The organism is Aeromonas sp. FDAARGOS 1415, from assembly GCF_019048365.1.
GTDB lineage: Bacteria > Pseudomonadota > Gammaproteobacteria > Enterobacterales > Aeromonadaceae > Aeromonas > Aeromonas taiwanensis.
In genome coordinates this window covers 217557-236985 of the sequence record NZ_CP077363.1, presented here as the reverse complement: position 1 = coordinate 236985, position 19429 = coordinate 217557, and the positions used below count along the sequence as shown (strand labels likewise).

The 19429-nt window shown below is 65.3% G+C and carries 16 protein-coding genes; 3 read left to right on the top strand and 13 right to left on the bottom strand.

The window, feature by feature from the left end; genetic code table 11:
• Positions 1 to 24: 24 nt before the first annotated feature.
• From I6L45_RS01090 to I6L45_RS01080, 3 genes are all read right to left on the bottom strand, one after another.
• Positions 25 to 1758, bottom strand: a complete 1734-nt coding sequence (locus I6L45_RS01090; RefSeq protein WP_216983209.1) for an ABC-F family ATP-binding cassette domain-containing protein — start codon at positions 1756 to 1758, stop codon at positions 25 to 27.
• Between the two features lie 352 nt (positions 1759 to 2110).
• Positions 2111 to 2548: a PliI family lysozyme inhibitor of I-type lysozyme gene (locus I6L45_RS01085; RefSeq protein WP_216983208.1), complete on the bottom strand. Its 438-nt coding sequence runs from the start codon at positions 2546 to 2548 to the stop codon at positions 2111 to 2113.
• Between the two features lie 111 nt (positions 2549 to 2659).
• Positions 2660 to 4690: a M13 family metallopeptidase gene (locus I6L45_RS01080; protein WP_216983207.1), complete on the bottom strand. Its 2031-nt coding sequence runs from the start codon at positions 4688 to 4690 to the stop codon at positions 2660 to 2662.
• 128 nt (positions 4691 to 4818) lie between these two features.
• On the opposite strand from I6L45_RS01080, the gene tilS reads away from it, so the two are divergent.
• Positions 4819 to 6156, top strand: coding sequence for a tRNA lysidine(34) synthetase TilS (gene tilS / locus I6L45_RS01075; protein WP_216983206.1), 1338 nt, complete (start codon positions 4819 to 4821; stop codon positions 6154 to 6156).
• 31 nt (positions 6157 to 6187) lie between these two features.
• Here the strand turns inward: tilS and I6L45_RS01070 are convergent, their stop codons facing one another.
• On the bottom strand, positions 6188 to 7090 hold the full coding sequence (locus tag I6L45_RS01070) for a GGDEF domain-containing protein (protein ID WP_043758762.1): 903 nt from the start codon (positions 7088 to 7090) through the stop codon (positions 6188 to 6190).
• A 233-nt stretch (positions 7091 to 7323) separates the two neighbouring features.
• Between I6L45_RS01070 and I6L45_RS01065 the strand changes: the two genes are divergently transcribed.
• Positions 7324 to 9276, top strand: coding sequence for a monovalent cation:proton antiporter family protein (locus I6L45_RS01065; protein ID WP_216983205.1), 1953 nt, complete (start codon positions 7324 to 7326; stop codon positions 9274 to 9276).
• Between the two features lie 28 nt (positions 9277 to 9304).
• Here I6L45_RS01065 and I6L45_RS01060 read toward each other — a convergent pair whose 3' ends face one another.
• The 4 genes from I6L45_RS01060 to I6L45_RS01040 all read right to left on the bottom strand — a co-directional run bounded on the left by I6L45_RS01060 (position 9305) and on the right by I6L45_RS01040 (position 12995).
• A complete protein-coding gene (locus tag I6L45_RS01060) occupies positions 9305 to 10465 on the bottom strand; it encodes a patatin-like phospholipase family protein (RefSeq protein WP_216983204.1) in 1161 nt (386 codons plus the stop codon).
• 117 nt (positions 10466 to 10582) lie between these two features.
• On the bottom strand, positions 10583 to 11440 hold the full coding sequence (locus I6L45_RS01055) for an alpha/beta hydrolase (protein WP_167576682.1): 858 nt from the start codon (positions 11438 to 11440) through the stop codon (positions 10583 to 10585).
• A 70-nt stretch (positions 11441 to 11510) separates the two neighbouring features.
• Positions 11511 to 12092 (bottom strand): TetR/AcrR family transcriptional regulator, encoded by a 582-nt coding sequence (locus I6L45_RS01050; RefSeq protein ID WP_216983203.1) that lies wholly within the window; start codon positions 12090 to 12092, stop codon positions 11511 to 11513.
• Between the two features lie 258 nt (positions 12093 to 12350).
• Positions 12351 to 12995: a response regulator transcription factor gene (locus tag I6L45_RS01040; RefSeq protein ID WP_043758774.1), complete on the bottom strand. Its 645-nt coding sequence runs from the start codon at positions 12993 to 12995 to the stop codon at positions 12351 to 12353.
• Between the two features lie 157 nt (positions 12996 to 13152).
• Here I6L45_RS01040 and I6L45_RS01035 point away from each other — a divergent pair, with 157 nt between their 5' ends.
• On the top strand, positions 13153 to 13779 hold the full coding sequence (locus tag I6L45_RS01035; RefSeq protein ID WP_216983202.1) for a glutathione S-transferase N-terminal domain-containing protein: 627 nt from the start codon (positions 13153 to 13155) through the stop codon (positions 13777 to 13779).
• Between the two features lie 63 nt (positions 13780 to 13842).
• Here I6L45_RS01035 and I6L45_RS01030 read toward each other — a convergent pair whose 3' ends face one another.
• From I6L45_RS01030 to I6L45_RS01010, 5 genes are all read right to left on the bottom strand, one after another.
• Positions 13843 to 15966 carry an alpha-amylase gene (locus I6L45_RS01030; RefSeq protein WP_216983201.1) on the bottom strand — a complete coding sequence of 708 codons (2124 nt, stop codon included), beginning with the start codon at positions 15964 to 15966 and terminating at the stop codon, positions 13843 to 13845.
• Positions 15967 to 16172: 206 nt separating this feature from the next.
• Entirely contained in the window at positions 16173 to 17339 is a 1167-nt protein-coding gene (locus I6L45_RS01025; RefSeq protein WP_216983200.1) for a hypothetical protein, read from the bottom strand.
• Positions 17339 to 17710, bottom strand: coding sequence for a GtrA family protein (locus I6L45_RS01020; protein ID WP_043758782.1), 372 nt, complete (start codon positions 17708 to 17710; stop codon positions 17339 to 17341). The genes I6L45_RS01025 and I6L45_RS01020 overlap by 1 nt, the downstream gene beginning before the upstream one ends.
• Positions 17707 to 18732, bottom strand: a complete 1026-nt coding sequence (locus tag I6L45_RS01015; RefSeq protein ID WP_216983199.1) for a glycosyltransferase family 2 protein — start codon at positions 18730 to 18732, stop codon at positions 17707 to 17709. The genes I6L45_RS01020 and I6L45_RS01015 overlap by 4 nt, the downstream gene beginning before the upstream one ends.
• Before the next feature lie 56 nt (positions 18733 to 18788).
• On the bottom strand, positions 18789 to 19334 hold the full coding sequence (locus tag I6L45_RS01010) for a hypothetical protein (RefSeq protein ID WP_042074263.1): 546 nt from the start codon (positions 19332 to 19334) through the stop codon (positions 18789 to 18791).
• Positions 19335 to 19429: the final 95 nt, after the last annotated feature.

Below are 19429 nucleotides of genomic sequence, written 5' to 3'. Positions count from 1 at the left end.
AAGGATGGGTGGTGCTGGCTGGCGTCAGACAAAGCCGAGCAGGTCGGCAAGGTACGCCAGCTCGTCACGCCACTGCTGCTGCAGGCGCGGAGTCTGGTGCCTGGGCTTGCGGGCCAGATCGGCGGCGAGCAGGGCATCGAGCTCATACCAGCGTGCCAGCAGTGCCTCTTCGTCATCCGTCGGGCCGGCCGGGGTCTGCCCCATGGCGGAGTCGGTCAGGCTTGCCTTGTCTGCTGCCGGCAAGGGCGGGTTGCCAAGCAGCTCGGCATAGGCCCGCTCGGCGCTGTGAGCCTCCTGGATGCGCCCGTCCCTGATCAGCCAGAAGCGGTTGCAGCTGCGCTCGATCAGATCCCGATCGTGGGAGACCAGCAGCACGCCCCCCGGGAAGGCGGCAATGGCCTCGGCCAGCTCCTCCTTGCCCGCCAGATCCAGGTGGTTGGTGGGCTCGTCGAGCCAGAGCATGTGGTGGCTGCCGAGGGACAGGGCGAGAAACAGCAGCCGTGCCCGCTCGCCGCCGCTCAAGGTGCGCACCTGCTGGCCGTGGCGGACATAGGGGAAGCCCGCCCGGATCAGCGCCTGACGCCGAGCCCCTTCAGGAAGGGGGGCCAGCGGGTAGAGGGCGTCGCTCAGGGTGGCGTCGTCAGCCAGCTGCTGCAGGGACTGATCGTAATAGGCGATGCTGGCGCCGGGGTGGCAGTACCAGCCCGTCAGCGGACTCTGGGCGGTCAGTTCGCGCCAGCACTGGCGCAGCAGGGAGGACTTGCCGGTGCCGTTGGCACCGAGCAGGGCGACCTTGTCCCCCGCCCGCAGCCAGAGTCCCTCGGCCCGCAGCAGCGGCGGCAATGATGGCGCCGGCGCCACGTCGAGGGCCTCCAGTCGCAGCAGGGTGTCGGCAGGCAGGCTCAGCCCGCGCAGCTCGAGCCGCCAGGGGGCTAGCGCCGCGACCTGGCTCTGCTCCTCCTGCAGGCGGGCGATGCGTTTTTCCATGGACTTGGCCTGGCGTACCAGCTTCTCGTTGTCATGCTCCCGCCCCCAGATGGCGAGGCGCTTGCTGCTGGCGCTCAGGCGATCTATCTCCTTTTGCTCGTCGGCCCGGCGCAGGCGGGTCTGCTCATCCTCGGCGGCCAGGGTCGCTCTGGCCTGGCTGCAGGGCAGGGCGAAACGGTGCAGCTGGCCATCTCGCAGGATCAGGGTCTGCTCGGTGACCCTGTCCAGCAGGCGACCGTCGTGGGAGACCAGCACGAAGGCGCCGCGCCAGCCCAGCAGAAACTGCTCGAGCCAGAGCAGGGCGGGCAAGTCCAGGTGGTTGCTGGGCTCATCGAGCAGCAGCAGGTTGGGTTGGCGCAGCAGGGCGCGCCCTATCTGCAGCCGGCTGTGCTGGCCGCCGCTCAGGGCACTGACCGGCAGCGCGGCCTGGGCCTCCAGCTGCAGCTCGGCCAGCAGCTTGTCCACCTGCCATTCGGCGGCGGGGTCGTTGCCCAGGGCATCCAGCAGCACGGCGCGGGTGCTGAGGGTTGAAAGCCTGGCGGGCAGTTGCTGGGCCACGAACTCGCAGCGGCAGGCAGCGGCCTGCACGACCTGGCCGGTCTGGGGCGTGCGCTCGCCCGCCAGCAGCGCCAGCAATGTGCTCTTGCCGCAGCCGTTGGCGCCAATCAGGCCGAGCCGGTCGCCTGCGCGGATGCCGAGTTCGAGGTGGTCAAATAACGGAAGGTGCCCCGCACTCATCTGCAGGGAATGGGTACTCATCAGGGTTGTCATGCTCTTGCTCTCTTAAATCGCGGGATCAGAAATCCCTGTCATCAGGAGCGCTGGCGACAACGGCAGAGTCGAGAAAGGTCTCGGTATGGAAGGGAGTCGGCTTTGCTCGAACCCGCTATCGCAGCGCGATGGTATGCAGGCAAGAGCAGGCAAATGTGCCGAACAGGCGAGCCGAGAACATCGGACACGCTTGGATAACCATTTTTACCTCCTTGTATGTTGTGATGGCTGGGTGCGGCGATTATAGGCTCATAAAAAATGAGCGTCTATCCGTGGTATGGGGGGCCGTGGGCGCCGCATCGGAAGGCGCGGAAAAAAACGCCCCGCTGGACGGGGCGTGGTGATGGGGGGATCAGTCGTGAGGGGTCTTGAGCGCCTCTATCACATCGTCATTGGGGGCCAGCCCCTCCACGTGGTTGAAGTTCTCCAGCCCCTCCCGGGGCTTGATGGTGAGGGCGTCGGCGCTCAGGTAGCTGCCGCTGCCGGCACTCTCGATCACGACGATGAGCTCGGGCTGCTTGTCGCCGTCGAGATCCAGCAGCTTGAGTTCCTTGATGCTGCCATCGCGGGGCAGCACCTTGCCGTCGATGAACTGATCCAGCGGGAACTGGGGGTTGGCGCCGGAGTAGAGGCGCACGTCGTAACTGCCGGTGGAGGCCGGCTCGCCGCGCCCCTCGCTGACGGTCACTACCTGGCCCGAGGGGAGCGTCAGCTGTTTGAAGAACCCGTCCGCCGCCTGGCTGGCGAGGGGCAGGGTGAGCAGGCCGAGTGTCATGAGCAAGGCTTTCATCGGTTTGACCCTTGTTACTGCGGTGGCGGCTGCCCGCCACCAGTGTCACTGTGCGGGCCGGCCGGGCAATCCCCGTCGGCCCGCGTCATCCGCCCCTCATCGGGGCCGTCATTACCAGATTTTGACCCGTTTGGCCGGGTCCAGATAGAGCTTGTCACCCGGCTGGATGTTGAACGCCTCGTAGAAGGCGGGGATGTTCGGCACCACACCGTTGACCCGGTACTCGGGCGGCGAGTGGGGATCCGAGGCGAGCAGCATCTGCATCAGTTCGGGGCGATACATGCCCTTCCACACCTGGGCCCAGCCGAGGAAGAAGCGCTGCTCACCGGTGAAGCCGTCCAGCACCGGCGCCTCCTTGCCATCCAGGGACAGCAGGTAGGCCTTGTGGGCGATGGTGAGTCCGCCGAGATCGCCGATGTTCTCCCCCAGGGTGAACTGGCCGTTGACGTACTGGCCCTTGATGGGTTCGAAGCGGTTGTACTGGGCCACCAGCCGGCTGGTGCGGAACCTGAACTCCTTGAGATCGGCCGGCGTCCACCAGTCGCGCATCACCCCGTCGCCGTCGGATTTGGCCCCCTGATCATCAAAACCGTGGCCCATCTCGTGGCCGATCACCCCGCCGATGGCACCGTAGTTGACCGCGTCATCCGCCGTCATGTCGAAGAAGGGAGGCTGCAAGATGGCGGCAGGGAAGACGATCTCGTTGTTGCTCGAGTTGTAGTAGGCGTTCACCGTCTGGGGTGACATGTGCCACTCGTCCCTGTCCACCGGCTTGCCAAGGCGCGCCAGGTTGTCGGCGTATTCGAAGGCGCGGGCGCGCAGCAGGTTGCCCACCAGATCGTCGGCGCGGATCGCGATGGCGCTGTAGTCCTTCCACTTGTCCGGATAGCCTATCTTGGGCCTGAACTTGGCGAGCTTCTCGAGGGCCTGGGCCTTGGTCGCCGGCGACATCCAGTCCAGCTCCTGGATGCTCTGGCCGTAGGCGGTGCGCAGGTTCTCCACCAGCTGCTCCATGCGGGCCTTGGCCGCTGGCGGGAAGTAGCGCTCCACGTAGAGCTTGCCCACCGCCTCCCCCAGGTTGTTGTCCAGCACGCCGAGGGCCCTCTCCCAGGGGGCGCGCTGCTTGGGCGTGCCGCTCAGGGTGGTGCCGAAGAAGGCGAAGCTCTGATCATCGGTCTGGCTGTCGAGGTAGGGGGCGTAATCGGTGATGAGCTGCCACTTGAGGTAAGCCTGCCAGTCGCCCATGGGGGTCTGCGCCATCAGGCCGTTCAGGGCCGCGAGGTAGCTCGGCTGACCGATGACCAGGCTCTGCTGTCCCGCGAGGCCGGCCTGGCCGAGATAGGCGTCCCAGTCGATGGCGGGGGCGAGGCGCTTGAGTTCGCTCACTGGCCCCTTGTTGTAGTTCTTCTCCCGATCCCGCAGGGCCACGTTGTCCCACTGGATGCGGGCGATCGCCGTCTCGAGGGCCAGGATGCGTTTGGCCTTGGCCCCCGCATCCGCCTCACCGAAGCGGGCCAGCATGGCGGCGATGTGCTGCTCGTATTTTTGCAAGAGCGCCTGACTGTTGGCGTCGGTCTTGAGGTAGTAGTCCCTGTCCGGCAGGCCGAGCCCGGACTGGTAGAGGTAGACTGCATAGCTGTCCGGCGCCTTGGCGTCCGCGTCTATCCAGAAGCCGAAGGGGGCGTTGCCACCGGTGCGGGCGCTCTGGGCGAAGGCGCGGGCGAGCTCCTGGCTGCTGCCGATGCGGTCGATGGCGCTCAGCATGGGCAGCAGGGGGGTAGTCCCCTTGGCATCCCGGGTCTTCTTATCCAGGTAGCTCTGGTAGAGATCGCGGATCTGCTGGGCCGGGGTGCCGGCGGCGGCCTTGCCGTCCAGCCCTTCCACCAGCACCCGCACGTCCGCCAGAGATTTGTCCCGCAACAGGTAGAAGGCACCGTCGGCGGGCCTGTCGTCCGGGATCTTGGCGGTGGCCAGCCAGTGGCCGTTCACATAACGGAAGAAGTCGTCACCGGGTTTGACGCTGGTGTCCATGTTGGCCAGCGCGAGGCCGGAGTGCTTGTCTGCGCCATCCGGTGCCTGACTGCAGCCGGCCAGCAGGGCCAGCCCGACGAGGGCGGCCAGTATGCTTTTCTTGTTGTTCATTATGTTGGATTCCAATTCGGGTTATACGGCGTCCTTGCCCACGCAGGGAGCGCCTCACTCTAGCAGCCGGGTTAGCGCTTGATAAGCCCGACTCTGCTAAGATCGGCCAGGTCGTATTGGGGAAGCCTATGATTTCTCGTATTTATTCTCGTTTTTGTCAGACCCTGCCCGCGCCGGAAGGTTCCCGTGGCCTGCTGGTGGCCTTCAGCGGCGGGCTCGATTCCACCGTGCTGCTGGTGCTGGCGGCCCGCTTCGCCCGGGAGCACGGCCTTGCCCTGCGCGCCCTGCACGTGCACCACGGCCTGAGCCCCCATGCCGACGAGTGGGTGGCCCACTGCGAGGGGGTGTGCCAGCAACTGGCGGTGCCGCTCATCACTGCGCGGGTGCAGCTGCAACGGGGCAGTGGGGACAGCCTGGAGGCTCAGGCCCGCGAGGCCCGCTATCAGAGCCTTGCCGCTCATCTGGGGGAGGGGGAGTGGCTGCTCACCGCCCACCATCAGGACGATCAGCTGGAGACCCTGCTGCTGGCGCTCAAGCGCGGCGCCGGTCTGCGCGGGCTGGCGGGCATGGTGCCAAGCCAGCCCTTTGCCTGTGGCATGCTGCTGCGCCCCTTGCTCGAAGTGAGCCGGGCCGAGCTGGCCGACGCAGCCGCCACCCTGCCCCATGGCTGGGTGGAGGACGAGAGCAACCAGGACACCCGCTATGACCGCAACTTCCTGCGCCAGCAGCTCATCCCGCTCCTCAAGGCGCGCTGGCCCGCCATGGCCCAGACGGCGGCGCGTACCATGGCGATCTGTGCCGAGCAGGAGGTGCTGATAAACGAACTGGCCGAGTCGGATTGGCAACGGGCCGGTGAGGGGGAGGCACTGCGCATCGCCCCTCTGCATGCATTATCCGCAGCCCGTCGCAACAACCTGCTGCGTTACTGGATCCGTCGCCAGGGGGGGGAGATGCCGTCCCGGGAGCTGCTCGGTCTGCTGTGGCAGGAGGTGGCGCTGGCGCGGGACGACGCCAACCCCAGGCTGGGCCTGCAGGGGCTGGAGTGCCGCCGCCATCAGGGGAGACTGCATCTGGTGGCGCCGGATCTCGCGCCCCGTGAGGAGGTGTTGCCCATCCGGCTCGGGGAGGCTGTCCCCCTGCCGGATGGTCTGGGGACGTTCAGGTTGTGGCCATCGGGCGGGGAGGGGCTGCGGGCGCCGCGCGCGGACGAGCCGCTGTCGGTGCGCTTCCAGGTGGCCCCGGGCATCATGCTCAAGCCCACAGGACGAGGGGGGAGCCGGCGGCTCAAGAAGTTGTTGCAGGAGTACGGGGTGCCCTCCTGGCTGCGGGGGCGCATTCCCATCCTCTATTACGGGGAGCAGGCGGCGCTGGTGGCCGGGCTCTTCGTCTGTGACGGATTTATGACGCCCGAGGGCGGGGTGGGGTGGGAGTGGCGGCGAGCCGCTCCCGCGGACGGCGAGGCATGAAGGGCGCCCCTGACAGGGGACGCCCTGGCCCCTAGTCGGGGGTGCCGGTTCCCCCGGCTTTCTTGCGGGCGTAGAGGTGGGCATCCGCCGCCCCGTAAAGCCGCTCCACATCCATGCCGGCGTGCCAGCTCGCGGCCCCCAGGCTGCATCCCACCGAGAAGGCGCTGAGCTCCTTGTGGCTCTGCAGCACATGTTGCAGCCGCAGCCAGACCGGGCGCCAGGCCTCGGGATCGGCGGGTTGCAGCAGCAGGGCGAACTCATCCCCGCCGAGGCGAAACGCCTGGTCCGTGCCGCGAATGCACCCCTGCAGCAGCTGGGCGAAGCGGCTCAGCACCAGATCGCCCACCGGGTGCCCCCAGGTGTCGTTGACCTGCTTGAAGCGATCGAGATCCAGCAGCACCAGCACCAGGCCGTGGGGCTCCCGGCAGTGCTGTTCCACCGCCCGGCCGATGGCCTCGTCGAAGTAGGCGCGATTGCCGAGCCCGGTCAGGTGATCGAGTCGTACCTGGCGCTCCAGCTGAGCCAGTCGCAGATAGAGCGGCAAGGGGAGGCAAAGCAGCCGGTGATACTGCTCCAGCTGTCGGCGCTGGCCATCTCCCAGGGGCTGTTCCAGCTCGTATTGCAGCTGGCCGAGCAACTGTTCGTGCTGGCCCCGCAGCTCGAAGCGATAGCTGTGCAGCACCAGTCTGGCCTGGGGGGGGCGAGAGATGAGAGCGTGAGGCTGGCCGCAGTCGAAATGGAGCGTATGGATCCGGACAATGCTTGCCACCCGCGCGGCAAAGATTGCCAGCAGGGCGTCAAGATCCCGTTGTACCAGCAACTGCTCGAGCTGCTGATAGCCATCCTGGCCGCTCAGGGGCGCAAGCCGCTCCATCTGCTGTACCCACTGCTCTATGCCATGTCCGAAGCCGTTCAATGACGATGTGTTTTCCACCTTGCAGCCCTTACACCTCTCTACTCGTTGGGCTGGTTCCTGCAATCCTTGTGCCCAAAATATGTCCGATGCCAAACAAAAGGGCTGGCTAGGCTTAACGGGATGAAACGGGGAGGGAAATGAAGGGGGCACTCTCCCTTCTGGTACCAGCCCGATGGCGTCAGAAGGGGCGGGAGCGTGCCGTCTCGCAGGCCCTGGCCACCGGGCCATCCACAGCAAAAAGGGAGGGATGGGTGTACACAGACGTGTTGATCCTGCTGCTGTTCGCAGTCCTGCTGGTGGCTATCTTCCGGCGCCTCGGCCAGCCGGTGATCCTCGCCTATCTGTTCGTCGGCATGCTGCTCGGTCCCCATGGGGCGGCCATCGTCACCGGGCAGGCCATGATGCAGACCATAGGGGAGCTTGGCATCGTCTTTCTGATGTTCTCCCTCGGCCTCGAATTCTCGCTGCCGCGCCTGCTCGCCATGCGCAAGCTGGTGCTGGGGGTCGGCAGCCTGCAGGTGCTGTTCACCTCGTTGCTGTTTTTTCTGCTCGCCTGGTGGTGGGGGCTGAGCCTCCCCCAGTCGCTGGTGGTGTCGGGCACCCTGGCACTCTCTTCCACCGCCGTGGTGATCAAACAGCTCGGCGAGCTCAAACAGATGCATACCCGGCGGGCCCAGCTCGGGGTGAGCGTCCTGCTGTTCCAGGATCTCGCCGTGGTGCCCCTGCTGGTGATGATCCCCATACTGGCCCGGCCCGAGGTGCAGGGCAGCGCCCTGCTGGCGGAGGTGGCCTGGGCCTCGCTCAAGGGGCTGCTTGCCCTGTCGGTCCTGCTGGCGGTGGGCAAGTGGCTGCTGCCCATGGTGTTTCACGAGGTGGCGCGGGCCCGCTCCGACGAACTCTTCGTGCTCTGCACCCTGCTGGTTGCCTTGCTGGCCGCCTCGCTCACCCAGTGGATGGGGCTATCCATGGCGCTGGGGGCCTTTCTCGCGGGCATGATGCTGGGGGAGTCCCACTATCGTCACCAGCTGGAGGTGGACATCAAGCCGTTCCGGGACGTGCTGATGGGGCTCTTCTTCATCACCATCGGCATGACCATGGACTGGACGCTGGTGGCGGGGGCCTGGTGGCAGCTGCTGCTGTGCGTGGCTGGCCTCATCCTGTGCAAGTCGCTGCTGGTGCTGCTGGCGGGGCGCCTGATGGGGGAGCGCAAGCTCGACGCCATGGCCGCCGGCATCATGCTGAGCCAGGTGGGGGAGTTCGGCTTCGTGCTGCTGGCGCTGGCGAGCCACCACGGCCTGCTGGATCACCGCCTGGTCTCCCTGCTCATCGGCATCGGCGTCATCTCCATCGCCCTCACTCCCTGGCTGGTGCTGCGGGCCCAGGGGCTGGCCCGCTCCCTCACCGATGCGTCTCTGCTCTCCCGCTCCGAGGTCGCCCAGTCGGGGCTGAGCAAGCACCAGCACGTCATCATCGCCGGGTTCGGCCGCACCGGGCAGACCTGCGCCCGCTTTCTCAAGCTCGAGGAGATCCCCTTTCTCGCGCTGGATCTGGACCCCGAGCGGGTGAGCGAGGCCAAGCAGGCGGGAGAGCAGGTGGCGTTCGGCGATGCCAGCCGCCGCGACATCCTGCTGGCCGCCGGCCTGCTGCGGGCGAGGCTGGTGATCATCACCTTCGACGATCGCAAGCGGGTCGACGCCATGCTGACGCTTATTCGGGAACTGGCGGGGGATCTCAAGGTGCTGGTGCGCACCCGGGACGACAGCTTCCTCGAACACTACAAGCAGGCCGGCGCCTTCGAGGTGATCCCCGAATCCCAGGAGGGGGCCCTGATGCTGGTCTCCCACCTGCTGGTCAATTGCGACATCCCCATCGGCCGGGTGATCCGGCGGATGGAGCACGAGCGCAGCAGCCAGTACCGCTTCCTGCACGGCTTCTACTGGGGAGGGCAGAGTGCCGGCAACCTGGAGACGGATCAGCTGCTGGAACGGCTGCACCCGGTGCTGCTGCACGATCAGGCCTGGGCGGTGGGGCGCAGGGTGCGGGAGCTCGTCCTGGACGAGGTGCGGATAAAGGCGGTGCATCGCGGGGAGCGCAGCCTGGAGCCCAGGGCGGATTTGCGGCTGTTGGCGGGGGATACCCTGGTGCTCTTCGGAACCGCCGTCGCCATGGAGCAGGCAGAGCAGCGCCTGCTGGAGGGGCGCTAGGGCCTGGTCTGCGCCAAGGCCCCGGGGCTCAGGCGCCTTCGCGCAGGCGGGTCTCCTCTTTTTGCCCTGGCAGGTCCAGAAAGTCTTCGATGCGCTGGCGCTGCGCCAGCGCATCCTGGTAGCCCAGTTTGATCAGCCGCTGGCAATAGCCGGGATCAAACATCAGGAAGCTGGCCAGGCTGCTGCTCTCCTCACCGTTGACCCCGAGCACCCGCAGCAGGCGCCGCAGCTGGGTCGGGAGCCTCGGCAGATAATCGAGGGCGATGAGATCCAGATCCTGGCTCGGGCGGATGACGCAGGTCTCCACCTGGCGCAGTTTCAGGCGGCTGCGCTCCCGGGCCGGAATGAGGGAGAGAGTCTGGTTGATGCGCCCGAGGCGCTCCAGATCCGAGTTCAGGGTGTCGGAGAAGATGGTGTTGAGCAGATGGCCGGCGATGTTGGAGCTGGTCAGGTGCCCCTGACGGGGGGTCGGATTCTCCCCGTGGGGTGAGTCCAGGGTCACCAGCAGGATACGCTCCGCCCCCAGGTGGATGGCGGGGCTGAGCGGGCTCAGCTGGTGGATGGAACCGTCGCCATAGACCCTGTCCCCGATGGCGGTGGCCGGAAAGACGAAGGGCAGGGCGGCGGAGGCCATCAGGTGATCCGAGGTGAGCAGGGTGCGCAAGCCGCGTCGCCTGGCCCGCTCCCAGGGCTGATGCTCGGCCCGCCCCTGGAAGAAGGTGGTGGAGAGCCCGTCGTCGTAGTCGGAGGCGGTGATGGCGATCGCCTCCAGGCTGCCGTAGAGGATGTTGTCGTCGATGCGATGGTAGTCGATGAGCTGATCCAGCAGGCGGCGCAGGGGCGCGTTATCGAACAGGTGGAAGGCCCGGTTGCTCTGGGGCGTGATGAGGCCGGCCGAGCCCTGATAGAGGGTGCGCCACAGCAGCTGGCAGGGGTGAAAGTCGAAGATGTGGTGGGTCTCGAAACGGCGCCAGACCCACTCCAGCTTGCGCACCCCCAGGTGGAAGCAGGAGGCGTAGCACGCCAGTGCCGTGATGTTGAGGGCCCCTGCCGAGGTGCCGCACAGGATGGGGAAGGGGATGCCGATGTTGCGGGGGTAGAGCTCGGCCACCGCCTTGAGGACGCCGACCTGATAGGCGGCGCGAGCACCGCCACCGGTCAACAGAAGAGCTGTATTGGGTCTGGCCATGATGGTGCGCCTTATTGTGATCGCCAGGGCGGGTTGCCACCGCGCAATTTAACTATAAGACGCTGTATCGCGGATAAAAATGGGCCGCGCGCGCATTTTTTGCAGCCCGTTTTTAACTCAGTCCCGGGCGAGGGGCTGGCTCAGCTGGTCGAAGGCGGCGAAGACGGGGGGGCTCGCCAGAATGCGCCCATGGCCGAGGCCCCGGGTGCTCACCAGCCGGGTGCGGCCATCTTCCACCGCGCGCTGGGAATCCCGGTGCGGAGCGAACCTGTCCTCCTCGTCGTGGACTATGATGGCAGACCCCGCTCGGCTGGCGAGCCGGCCAAGGGGATCCACTGTGCTGAGCGGGTGCTGATATTCATGCTCTATCTCCTTGACCACCGCATCGAACAGCCGGATGGAGTAGCCGGAGCGGGCCACCATGCCGTAAAGCTGGGGCACGTAGTCGAGCACGGGGGAGATGAGCAGCAGCGGCAGCCCGTCGAGGGCGGGGTGACGGCTGCTGAGGGTAACGGCGCCCCCCATGCTGTGGGTGATGACCCCCTGAACCGGGCCGACGCGCTCGAGGATCTCGTCGAAGGCGCGCACGAAGCGGGGCAGGTGTCCCGTTTTCCCCTCGCTCTGGCCGTGGGCGGGGTGATCATAGGCGAGCGCCGTGTAGCCCTGGGCGGCGATATGGCTCATCAGGGGATAGAACTGGCTGGCGCTGCCAGACCAGCCGTGCATCAGCAGCCAGACCGGTCCCTGGCCGAGCCGATAGCTCATCAGGGTACCCTCGCCGGTGTGGATGGCCTGCTGCACCAGGCCGGCCGGTGGTGGTGTATCCCTCGCGGGGCGCTGCGGAGTGAGCAGCAGCTTGCTGGCGGTGCGCCTGGCGTGGGCGGGCGCCAGGGCGTGATGCAACCGGGTGCCGAGGCCCAGCAGCAACTTGCTCGGGCTGAAGCGGCGGGTGTTGAAGTAGATCTTGCTGCTCATGATGGTCCTGTTGTTTTTATGTGCGAACGGTCGTGCTTTTTTGTCGGTTTTTAAAAATCAGTGTCAATACTCAGTGCCAGCTGGCCAGCAATTGTTCCACTTCGGGCCAGAAGTGGCGGCCCGGATCCTGGCTGAGATCCAGCGCATGGAACACCTGATCCCCCAGATAGAGGCCATAGAGGCGGTAAACCGCGCGCCAGGGATCGAGATCGGCGCGCCACTCCCCCCTGGCCTGCCCCTGCACCACCTGGCGAGCCAGGTAATCGAGCCAGAAGCGCACCAGCCGGCGGGCGGCCTGCTGGACCTCCCCCTCCTGGGCCGACGTCCAGGCGTCGAGGAACATGCAGCGCCCGGCGAAGCTCTGGTTCCAGGCCAGCCAGGCCTGCAGCAGGGCGAGCAGCTTTGCCTGCTGGGTCTGGTGCTGCTGCTGGCGCACCGGCTGGATCACCCGCTCCCGAAACACCTCGGCGGAATGGGTGAGCACGGCGATCTGCAGGTTGTCGCGGGACTGGAAGTGGGCGAACAGACCGCTCTTGGACATCTCGCAGGCGGCGGCGAGCGAGCCTATGGTCAGGCTCTCCAGCCCCTGCTGGCTCGCCTGCTCAAACGCGGTCTGCAAAATCGTGTCACGGGTCAGGCGCCCCTTGCTCATCCTGCTCTCCTTCGATGAAGAGTGGCAGCATAAAGTACGACCGTGCTATTTGTCGAGGAGCAAAGGCCGCACTCAGGGTGCCAGGGTGCGGTTCCTGGCGTCTGGCTTGCGGAAGATGGCAGTGAGATGGAGCAGCCGGGAAAAAACTCAGTCGTCCTTGATGCCCATCTGCTGCAGGGCGATGACCGCCTGGGTGCGGTTCTTGACGCCGGGTTTGCGGAAGGACATCGGGGATGTGCGCCTTTGGTACACGGAGGCTCAGTCGTCCTTGATGCCCATCTGTTGCAGGGCGATGACCGCCTGGGTGCGGTTCTTGACGCCGAGTTTGCGGAAAATCGCCGTGATATGCGCCTTGATGGTGGCCTCGGAGACGTTGAGCTCCCAGGCGATCTGCTTGTTGAGGCTGCCGTCCCGCAGCATGATCAGCACCTTGTACTGCTGGGGAGTGAGGCTGGCCAACTTGCTGGCGAAATCCGGGCCGTCGACGGGCTCGGGGTGGAGAGAGATACCCTCGGGCACCCAGTTGTCCCCCCCGATCACCGTATTGAGGGCGTTGACCAGCTCCTTCATGGGGACGGACTTGGGGATGAACCCCAGGGCCCCGAGGCGCAGCACCTGCTGGATGATGGCGGGATCTTCCGACGCCGAGACCACGACGATGGGCAGATCCGGATGGTGGCCGCGCAGATAGGCCAGCCCCTCGAACCCGTTGGCCCCGGGCATCTTGAGATCCAGCAGCAGCAGGTCGACGTCCGGGTGCTCGGCGAGCAGGTGACTCAGGCTGTCGATGGAGTCCGCTTCCAGCAGCCTGGCGTCGTCGATGGCCATGTGCACCGCTTGATAGAGGGCTCCCCGAAACAGGGGGTGGTCATCTGCGATGACGATGGTAAATTGGCTGTCCATTGCTCACATTGTTGCTAACTGATTGTTTTGAAAAATCAAACTAGCACTGCTCCCCAGGTGGGTCAAACCTGCGGGTGCGCAAATGTGAGGCGGCCATCGGATGTCGTGCCTGCCTGGCCGATACCGGGTCATGAACAACCCATGCAGGAGGCAATAGATGGGATCTCTGGTATTGACGGTGGGCACGGGCTCCACCTGGGCGATGAGGGCCGCACTGGTGCTGGCCATGAGCGGTCTGGAGTGGCAGGAGCAGGTATTCGATCTGGAGGATACCAGGGCGCTGCAACGGCTCAAGCGGGTGGCGCCGGCCGGCCTGGTGCCCTGGCTCGATGACGGGGCGCTGCGCATCCACGACTCCCTGGCCATCGCCGAGTACCTGCACGAGCTGTGTCCGGAGCGTCGCCTCTACCCGACCGTTCGGGCCGAGCGGGCGCTCTCTCGCAGCCTGTGCGCCGAGCTGCACGCGGGCTTTGGCCAGATCCGCAGCCTGCTGCCCTTCTTTCTGGGGGCGCCGACCCAGAGCGAGCCACCGGTGGAGACCCTCGGCGAGCTGGCCCGGCTGCAGACGATCTGGTCCCAGGCCAGGGGCGCCTTCTACTTCGACGAGGCGGGCATCCTGGATGCCTTCTATGCGGTGATGGCCTATCGGCTGGCGAGTTACGGCATCCTGTTGCCCGGTCAGGCCGGTGCCTATCAGCAGGCCCTGCTGGCCTGGCCCCTGTGGCAGGAGACCCTGCTCAAGGCCCGCCTGCAGTGGCCGGTGGCGGCCCGTCACCCGGAGTAACCGGCGGGAATGAAGCGAAAAAAGGGGGAGCTCATGGCACCCCCTTTTTGCGTGTACTCAGCCTTATTTCTGCCGGCCGGCAAAGACCACCACTACCTTGTCCTCCCCCTTCTCCCGCACGAAGCTGTAGGGGGTATCGGAGATCTTCTGGTGGCTGCCCGCCGCAATGGCCGGATGGGCGGCGCGGAACTGGCCGATGCGCTGCCAGTGTTTGACCAGCCCGGCCTTCTCGCCGCTTGCCAGCTCCTGCCAGTTCATGTCCGAGCGCACGCTCTGATCGAACACGCCGCCGTCTTTGGCGAGCCCCCGGCCCGACTCGTCCCCGTAGTAGATCTGGATCCCCCCCGGCAGCATCATGAAGCTGCTCGCGACCCGGCGCTGCAGCGACACGTCCTGATAGTCGCCGAAGAAGAGCTTGGTGTCGTGGGAGCTGATGTAGCTCAGCACGTTGAACTCGGGATCCTGGTTGATGCGGCTGGCGTAGCCGGCATAGGTGGGCTCGGCGCCTGCCATGCACTGGGCCTGGGGCAGGGCGAATTCACGCTGATAGTCGAAGTTGATGAGGGAGTCGAAGCCGTTCTGATACCAGAAGTCCTTGGCGACCCCGTGATCCCACACCTCGCCCACCATGTAGAAGGGGAGGTCATCGAGAGCCTTGTTCGGGTTGGCGGCCTTCCATTCCTTGAGCGCGGCGGTGCCCGCCTGCTTGAGCTTGGCCCAGACCGCGGGCTCCAGGTGCTTGACGGTGTCGGCCCGGAAGCCGTCGATGCCAAAGCGGCGCACCCAGTCGGTGTGCCAGGCGATGAGGTAATCGCTCACGGTGGCGTCGGGCAGGGCCTTGGCCCGCGTGTCTTTTTTCGCGGCCAGCAGCGGCGGCAAGCCCACCGGTCTGGTGGATTCGGTCAGGAAGTCCGGCAGCCCGGCCACCGAGCCGGTGACGTCGTCGGTGCCGGGTTGCGGGTAGCCGGGCAGACCGGCGCGCACCCAGTCGGGCCCCCACCACTTGCTCCACTCGCTGGACTGGTAGTCGATAAACTGGTTGTAGCCATGCCAGTTGAGGCCGCCGCTCGGGCGCCATTCGTTCCAGCGGGTCGGCAGCTTGCCGGTGTTCTGGGTGAGCTCGGTGAGCCCCAGATCCTGCAGATCCGCCAGGGTGGCGTAGCCCGCGTGGTTCATCACCACGTCCAGGATGATCCGCATGCCGCGCTTGTGGGCCTCGTCCACCAGGGTCCTGAGGCTCTCCTCGTCGCCGTAGTTGGGGTCAATCCTGGTGAAGTCCAGGGCCCAGTAGCCGTGGTAGGCATAGAAGGGGAAGTTGCCCTGCTCGCCGCCGCCGATGAAGCCGTGAACCTGCTCCACCATGGGGGTGATCCAGATGGCGTTGATACCGAGCTGCTTGATGTAGTCGAGCTTCTCGGTCAGCCCCTTGAAGTCGCCGCCGTGCCAGGTGGCCACCTCGTCCTGTCCATCCTTCTGGCGGCCGAAGCTGTGATCATTGGTCGGATCGCCGTTGTGGAAGCGGTCGGTCAGCAGGAAATAGACGCTCGCCTGATCCCAGCTGAAGGGGGCGGCCTTGGCGGTCTTGACCGGTTCGAGCAGCAGCAGGCCGCCGCTCTCCTTGCTCGGCGTCAGGGTCACCTTGCCTCCCTTGACCACGGCTTCCTGTCCCGAGTAGGCATCCCGCAGCCGGGTGCCGTCTGGCCAGACCCCCTTGAGTGAGGTCGTCACCGGGCCGCCATCCCAGCTGATGCAGGACTCTTCCGGGGGCAGGCGTTTGAACTCGCTCTTCTTGGTTGCCCGCAGCACCTTGAGGCTGGGAGTATCCGGGTTGAAGGTGAACTCGTAGTCCCCCGCCAGCATCACCCTCAGGTTGAAGTTGGCCCCTTTGCTGCACTTGTCCATGGGCTGGGCGGTGCCGAAGGGAAGGGGCCTGGCCTCGGTCGGCCCAAAGCTGGTGCCGCAGCTGTTGCCTGCATCGCTGATGCGGATCTGGTGGCTGCCCTTGTCCAGCCTGTGGGTCAGGGTGACTGTGCCCTTGTCCAGCGTCAGCGCCCCGGCCACCGGTTTGCCATCCACGTGGAGATAGACCTCGGGGGCGGCCATCGCCTGACCAATGAACAGCGGTGTGGCGAGCACGGCAAGCCACAGGGGTGATGGGCGAAGAGCGGGGCGCGAAGAGAGACGCATAGGCCATTCCTTGAGCAGAGTGTGGAGTTCGGGTTCCGTTGAGGCACTCATTCTAGGGGGCATGACGGCGGGCTTGGACGGGCAAGATGCCGATTTGTGACGTCAGTTCAAATGGTTACGTTTTCAAGAATGGAAAAATGTGAGCGGGATTCGCGCCCATGAAAAAAGCCGGTCAGTGGACCGGCTTTGTGGGGTGCGGGGGAGCGTCACACGGTGAAGAACTTGAAGTTGACGAAGGCCACCGCGATGAAGGAGGCAACCATGCCGCTGATGCAGAGCACCGCCGGGCGGATGGCCGGCCAGCGATGGGCCATCAATATGATGGCCAGCAGGGTCGGGTAGAGGCCGAACATGTAGCGGGGCATGGCGTTGAGGCCCGTCATCAGCGGTATGGTGCAGCAGATGAACATCAGGGTTGCCTCGGCCCAGCGCTTCTGGCTGAACAGGTAACCGTTCAGGCACCAGCCGAAGATCACCATGATGGAGAGATAGGCCTTGCGACCGCCCAGCTCGAAGCCGCTCAGCCACCAGTCCAGCGGGCTGTCCATGTAGCGGCCCCAGGCGACCTGGATATGCTTGAAGGCGAACGCATCCCCGGTCAGATGGTAGAGATAGACCATGTAGGAGAAGAGGCCGAGGGGAATGAGCCAGAGGGTGAACACCACCTTGAAGGCCCGCTCGGTGAAGCGGAAGAACTCGCGCCAGCCGTAGGCCTGCAGGGCCAGGATCAGCACGGGGAACACCATCATGACCCCCAGATTGCGGGTCGCCGAGATGAAGACGCCGAGGAAGGCCACCATCAGCCACTGCTCGCGATAGGCGAACAGGAACATGCCCAGCATCAGCGCCATGAACATGGACTCGCCATAACCGGAGACGAAGTAGGCGGAGAAGGGGGAGAAGGCGAGCAGCCAGACCCCGAAGCGGGCGGTCTCGTCCCCCAGCTTGAGCTGGCGCAGCACCAGCAGCATCAGGGGCAGGCTGATGAAGAAGGCGACATTGGTCACCAGCATCAGGCCGAACAGGCTCTCCATGTTGAACAGGCTGGAGATCCCGCCGGCGAGCATGGGATAGAGGGGCATGAAGGCCCAGTTTGCCGCATTGCCCTTACTCAGCCAGCGCGGGTAGAGGTCGTAGCCGTTCTCGATGATGCGCTGGAACCAGACGCAGTCGAACTGGCAATAGGCCTGCAGCGGCCCGATGTCGGGTGCGCCATAGAGCTGGACACCGAAGTAGCCCATGCCGTACAGGGCCACCCGGCTCAGTACGAAGGCGGCGACGATCATCAGCCAGTCGCGGCCGCTGATGCGCAGTGACGGGCGATAGGGGAGAGCAGCCCCAGTTGGCGGGGCAGTATTGGTCATATCATTCATCAGGCAAATACCCAGACGCGGGAGAGTATGTAGGTGAGGATGGTCACGGTCAGGGTGGCGATCACCACCGGCAGCAGGCCCTGAAGCCCTGCAAACAGCAGGCCGCTCAGGATCAGGTTACGCACCGCCAGGGAGAAGAGCGCGACCAGCAGGAACTTGCTGGCGGCACCCTGCTTCTGGAAGGTGATGTAGCGGTGACCGAAAAACGAGAACCAGAACGCGACGGCGAAGGCCAGGGTCGTGACCAGGTGCTCGGAGATGCCGGGCCAGGTATGGAACAGGGCGACCGAGGTGCCCAGATCGACGAGGGTGGCCCCCCCGCCGACAAAACCGAAGCGCACCAGCCGCCAGAATTCCTCGCGGGAGATCATCGGGACGCCGGCTCCTGCTTGTCTGCATCCGGCTGCGCGGCAGGCGCCTGCGGCTGCTCACCGGCATCCTGGCGGGCATACTGGCCGTAGACCCCCTCGATGAGGTAGACGGGGCGCTGCTTCACTTCCACAAACATGCGGCCGATGTACTCGCCGATGATGCCCAGCGACAGCAGCTGGATGCCGCCGAGGAACAGCACCACCGACATCAGGGAGGCGTAACCTGGCACGTCGATGCCGAAGAAGACCACCTGGGTGACGATCTTGAGGATATAGAGGAAGGCGATGAAGGAGACGCCGACCCCCACATAGCTCCAGACGCGCAGCGGCCAGCTGGAGAAGCTCATCAGGCCGTCGAGGGCGAAGTTCCACAGCTTCCAGTAGTTGAACTTGGTCTCGCCGGCGTGGCGGGCGGGGCGCTCGTAAGGCACGCCGACGGCGCGGAAACCGGCCCAGGCAAAGAGCCCCTTCATGAAGCGGTTGCGCTCGGGCAGCTGCTTGATGGCCTCGACCACCTTGCGGTCGATGAGGCGGAAGTCACCGGCGTTCTCCGGCAGCTTGGTGCTGGTGGAGAGGGCGTTGAAGAAACGGTAGAAGCCGCCGGCGGTCAGGCGCTTCATGGGGGTGTCGGCGCTGCGATCCACCCGGATGCCGTAGACGGTGTCATAGTCACCGGTCTGCCACAGCTTGACGAATTCCAGGATGAGGGCCGGGGGATCCTGCAGATCCACGTCCATGGGCACGATGGCATCGCCCTTGGCATGGTGCAGACCGGCGGTCATGGCCGCCTCCTTGCCGAAGTTGCGGGCCAGGTTGACCAGGGTGACGCGGGGATCGCGGGCGATGGCCTGCTCGACCACGTCGCGGGTGCGGTCGCGGCTGCCGTCGTTGACGAACACGATCTCAAGCCGGTCTTTGAGGGGGGCCAGTTCGTTGTCTATCGCGCTGATGAAGGCGTCTATGCTCTCTTCCTCGTTATAAACGGGCACGACCAGAGAGAGTCGAAAATCGGCATGCGACATGGAAACTTCCTTATTGAAAGAATTATTTTATAAAACAGCGTGTTGAGAATTCAGCTTCACTGCGCGACTGTCAGACGCACCGACTGGACGTTGAGCGGTGTCGGGGCGGAGAGCGCCAGGAAGTTGGGGTGCTTGGGATCGGCAGTCAGGGAGTCGCCCGGCAGGCTGAGGCGGATCTCGTTGATGCCCGCCTTGGCCAGTTTGACCGTGGTGGTGAAGTCGTGACCCAGGGCTACCTTCAGCAGGGCGCCGGCTTCGGGGCTGTTGATCCTGGCCTGGATGGTGAGCTGCTCCGGCTGGGCCTGCTGCTTGGGCAGCACGAAATAGAGACCGCCCTGACCACTCAGCTCGGTGCCTTGTTCGCTCGGCTTCTTGGCCCAGCCTTCGCTGGAGAGGAAGCGGCTCGGCTTGGTCAGGTTGAGTTCGTTACCCGGCTGGTAGGTCATGCTGGAGTTGTGCTCCCAGAAGCGGGTCTTGCCTTCCAGGTAATAGAGCTTGTAAGCCAGGCTCACGTTGGGGTGAGCGGCCAGGTAGAGGGTGTACAGATAAAAACCGCTCAGTGCCAGGATGGCAGCCAGAAAACCGAACTTTTTGTAGGTCATATTACTCACTCGACGCCTGACAGATGGGTAGGCAGATTTCGCGCATATGCTAATCCAATTGCAAAAAAAGCATAGTGGATCACAAAAATATATTT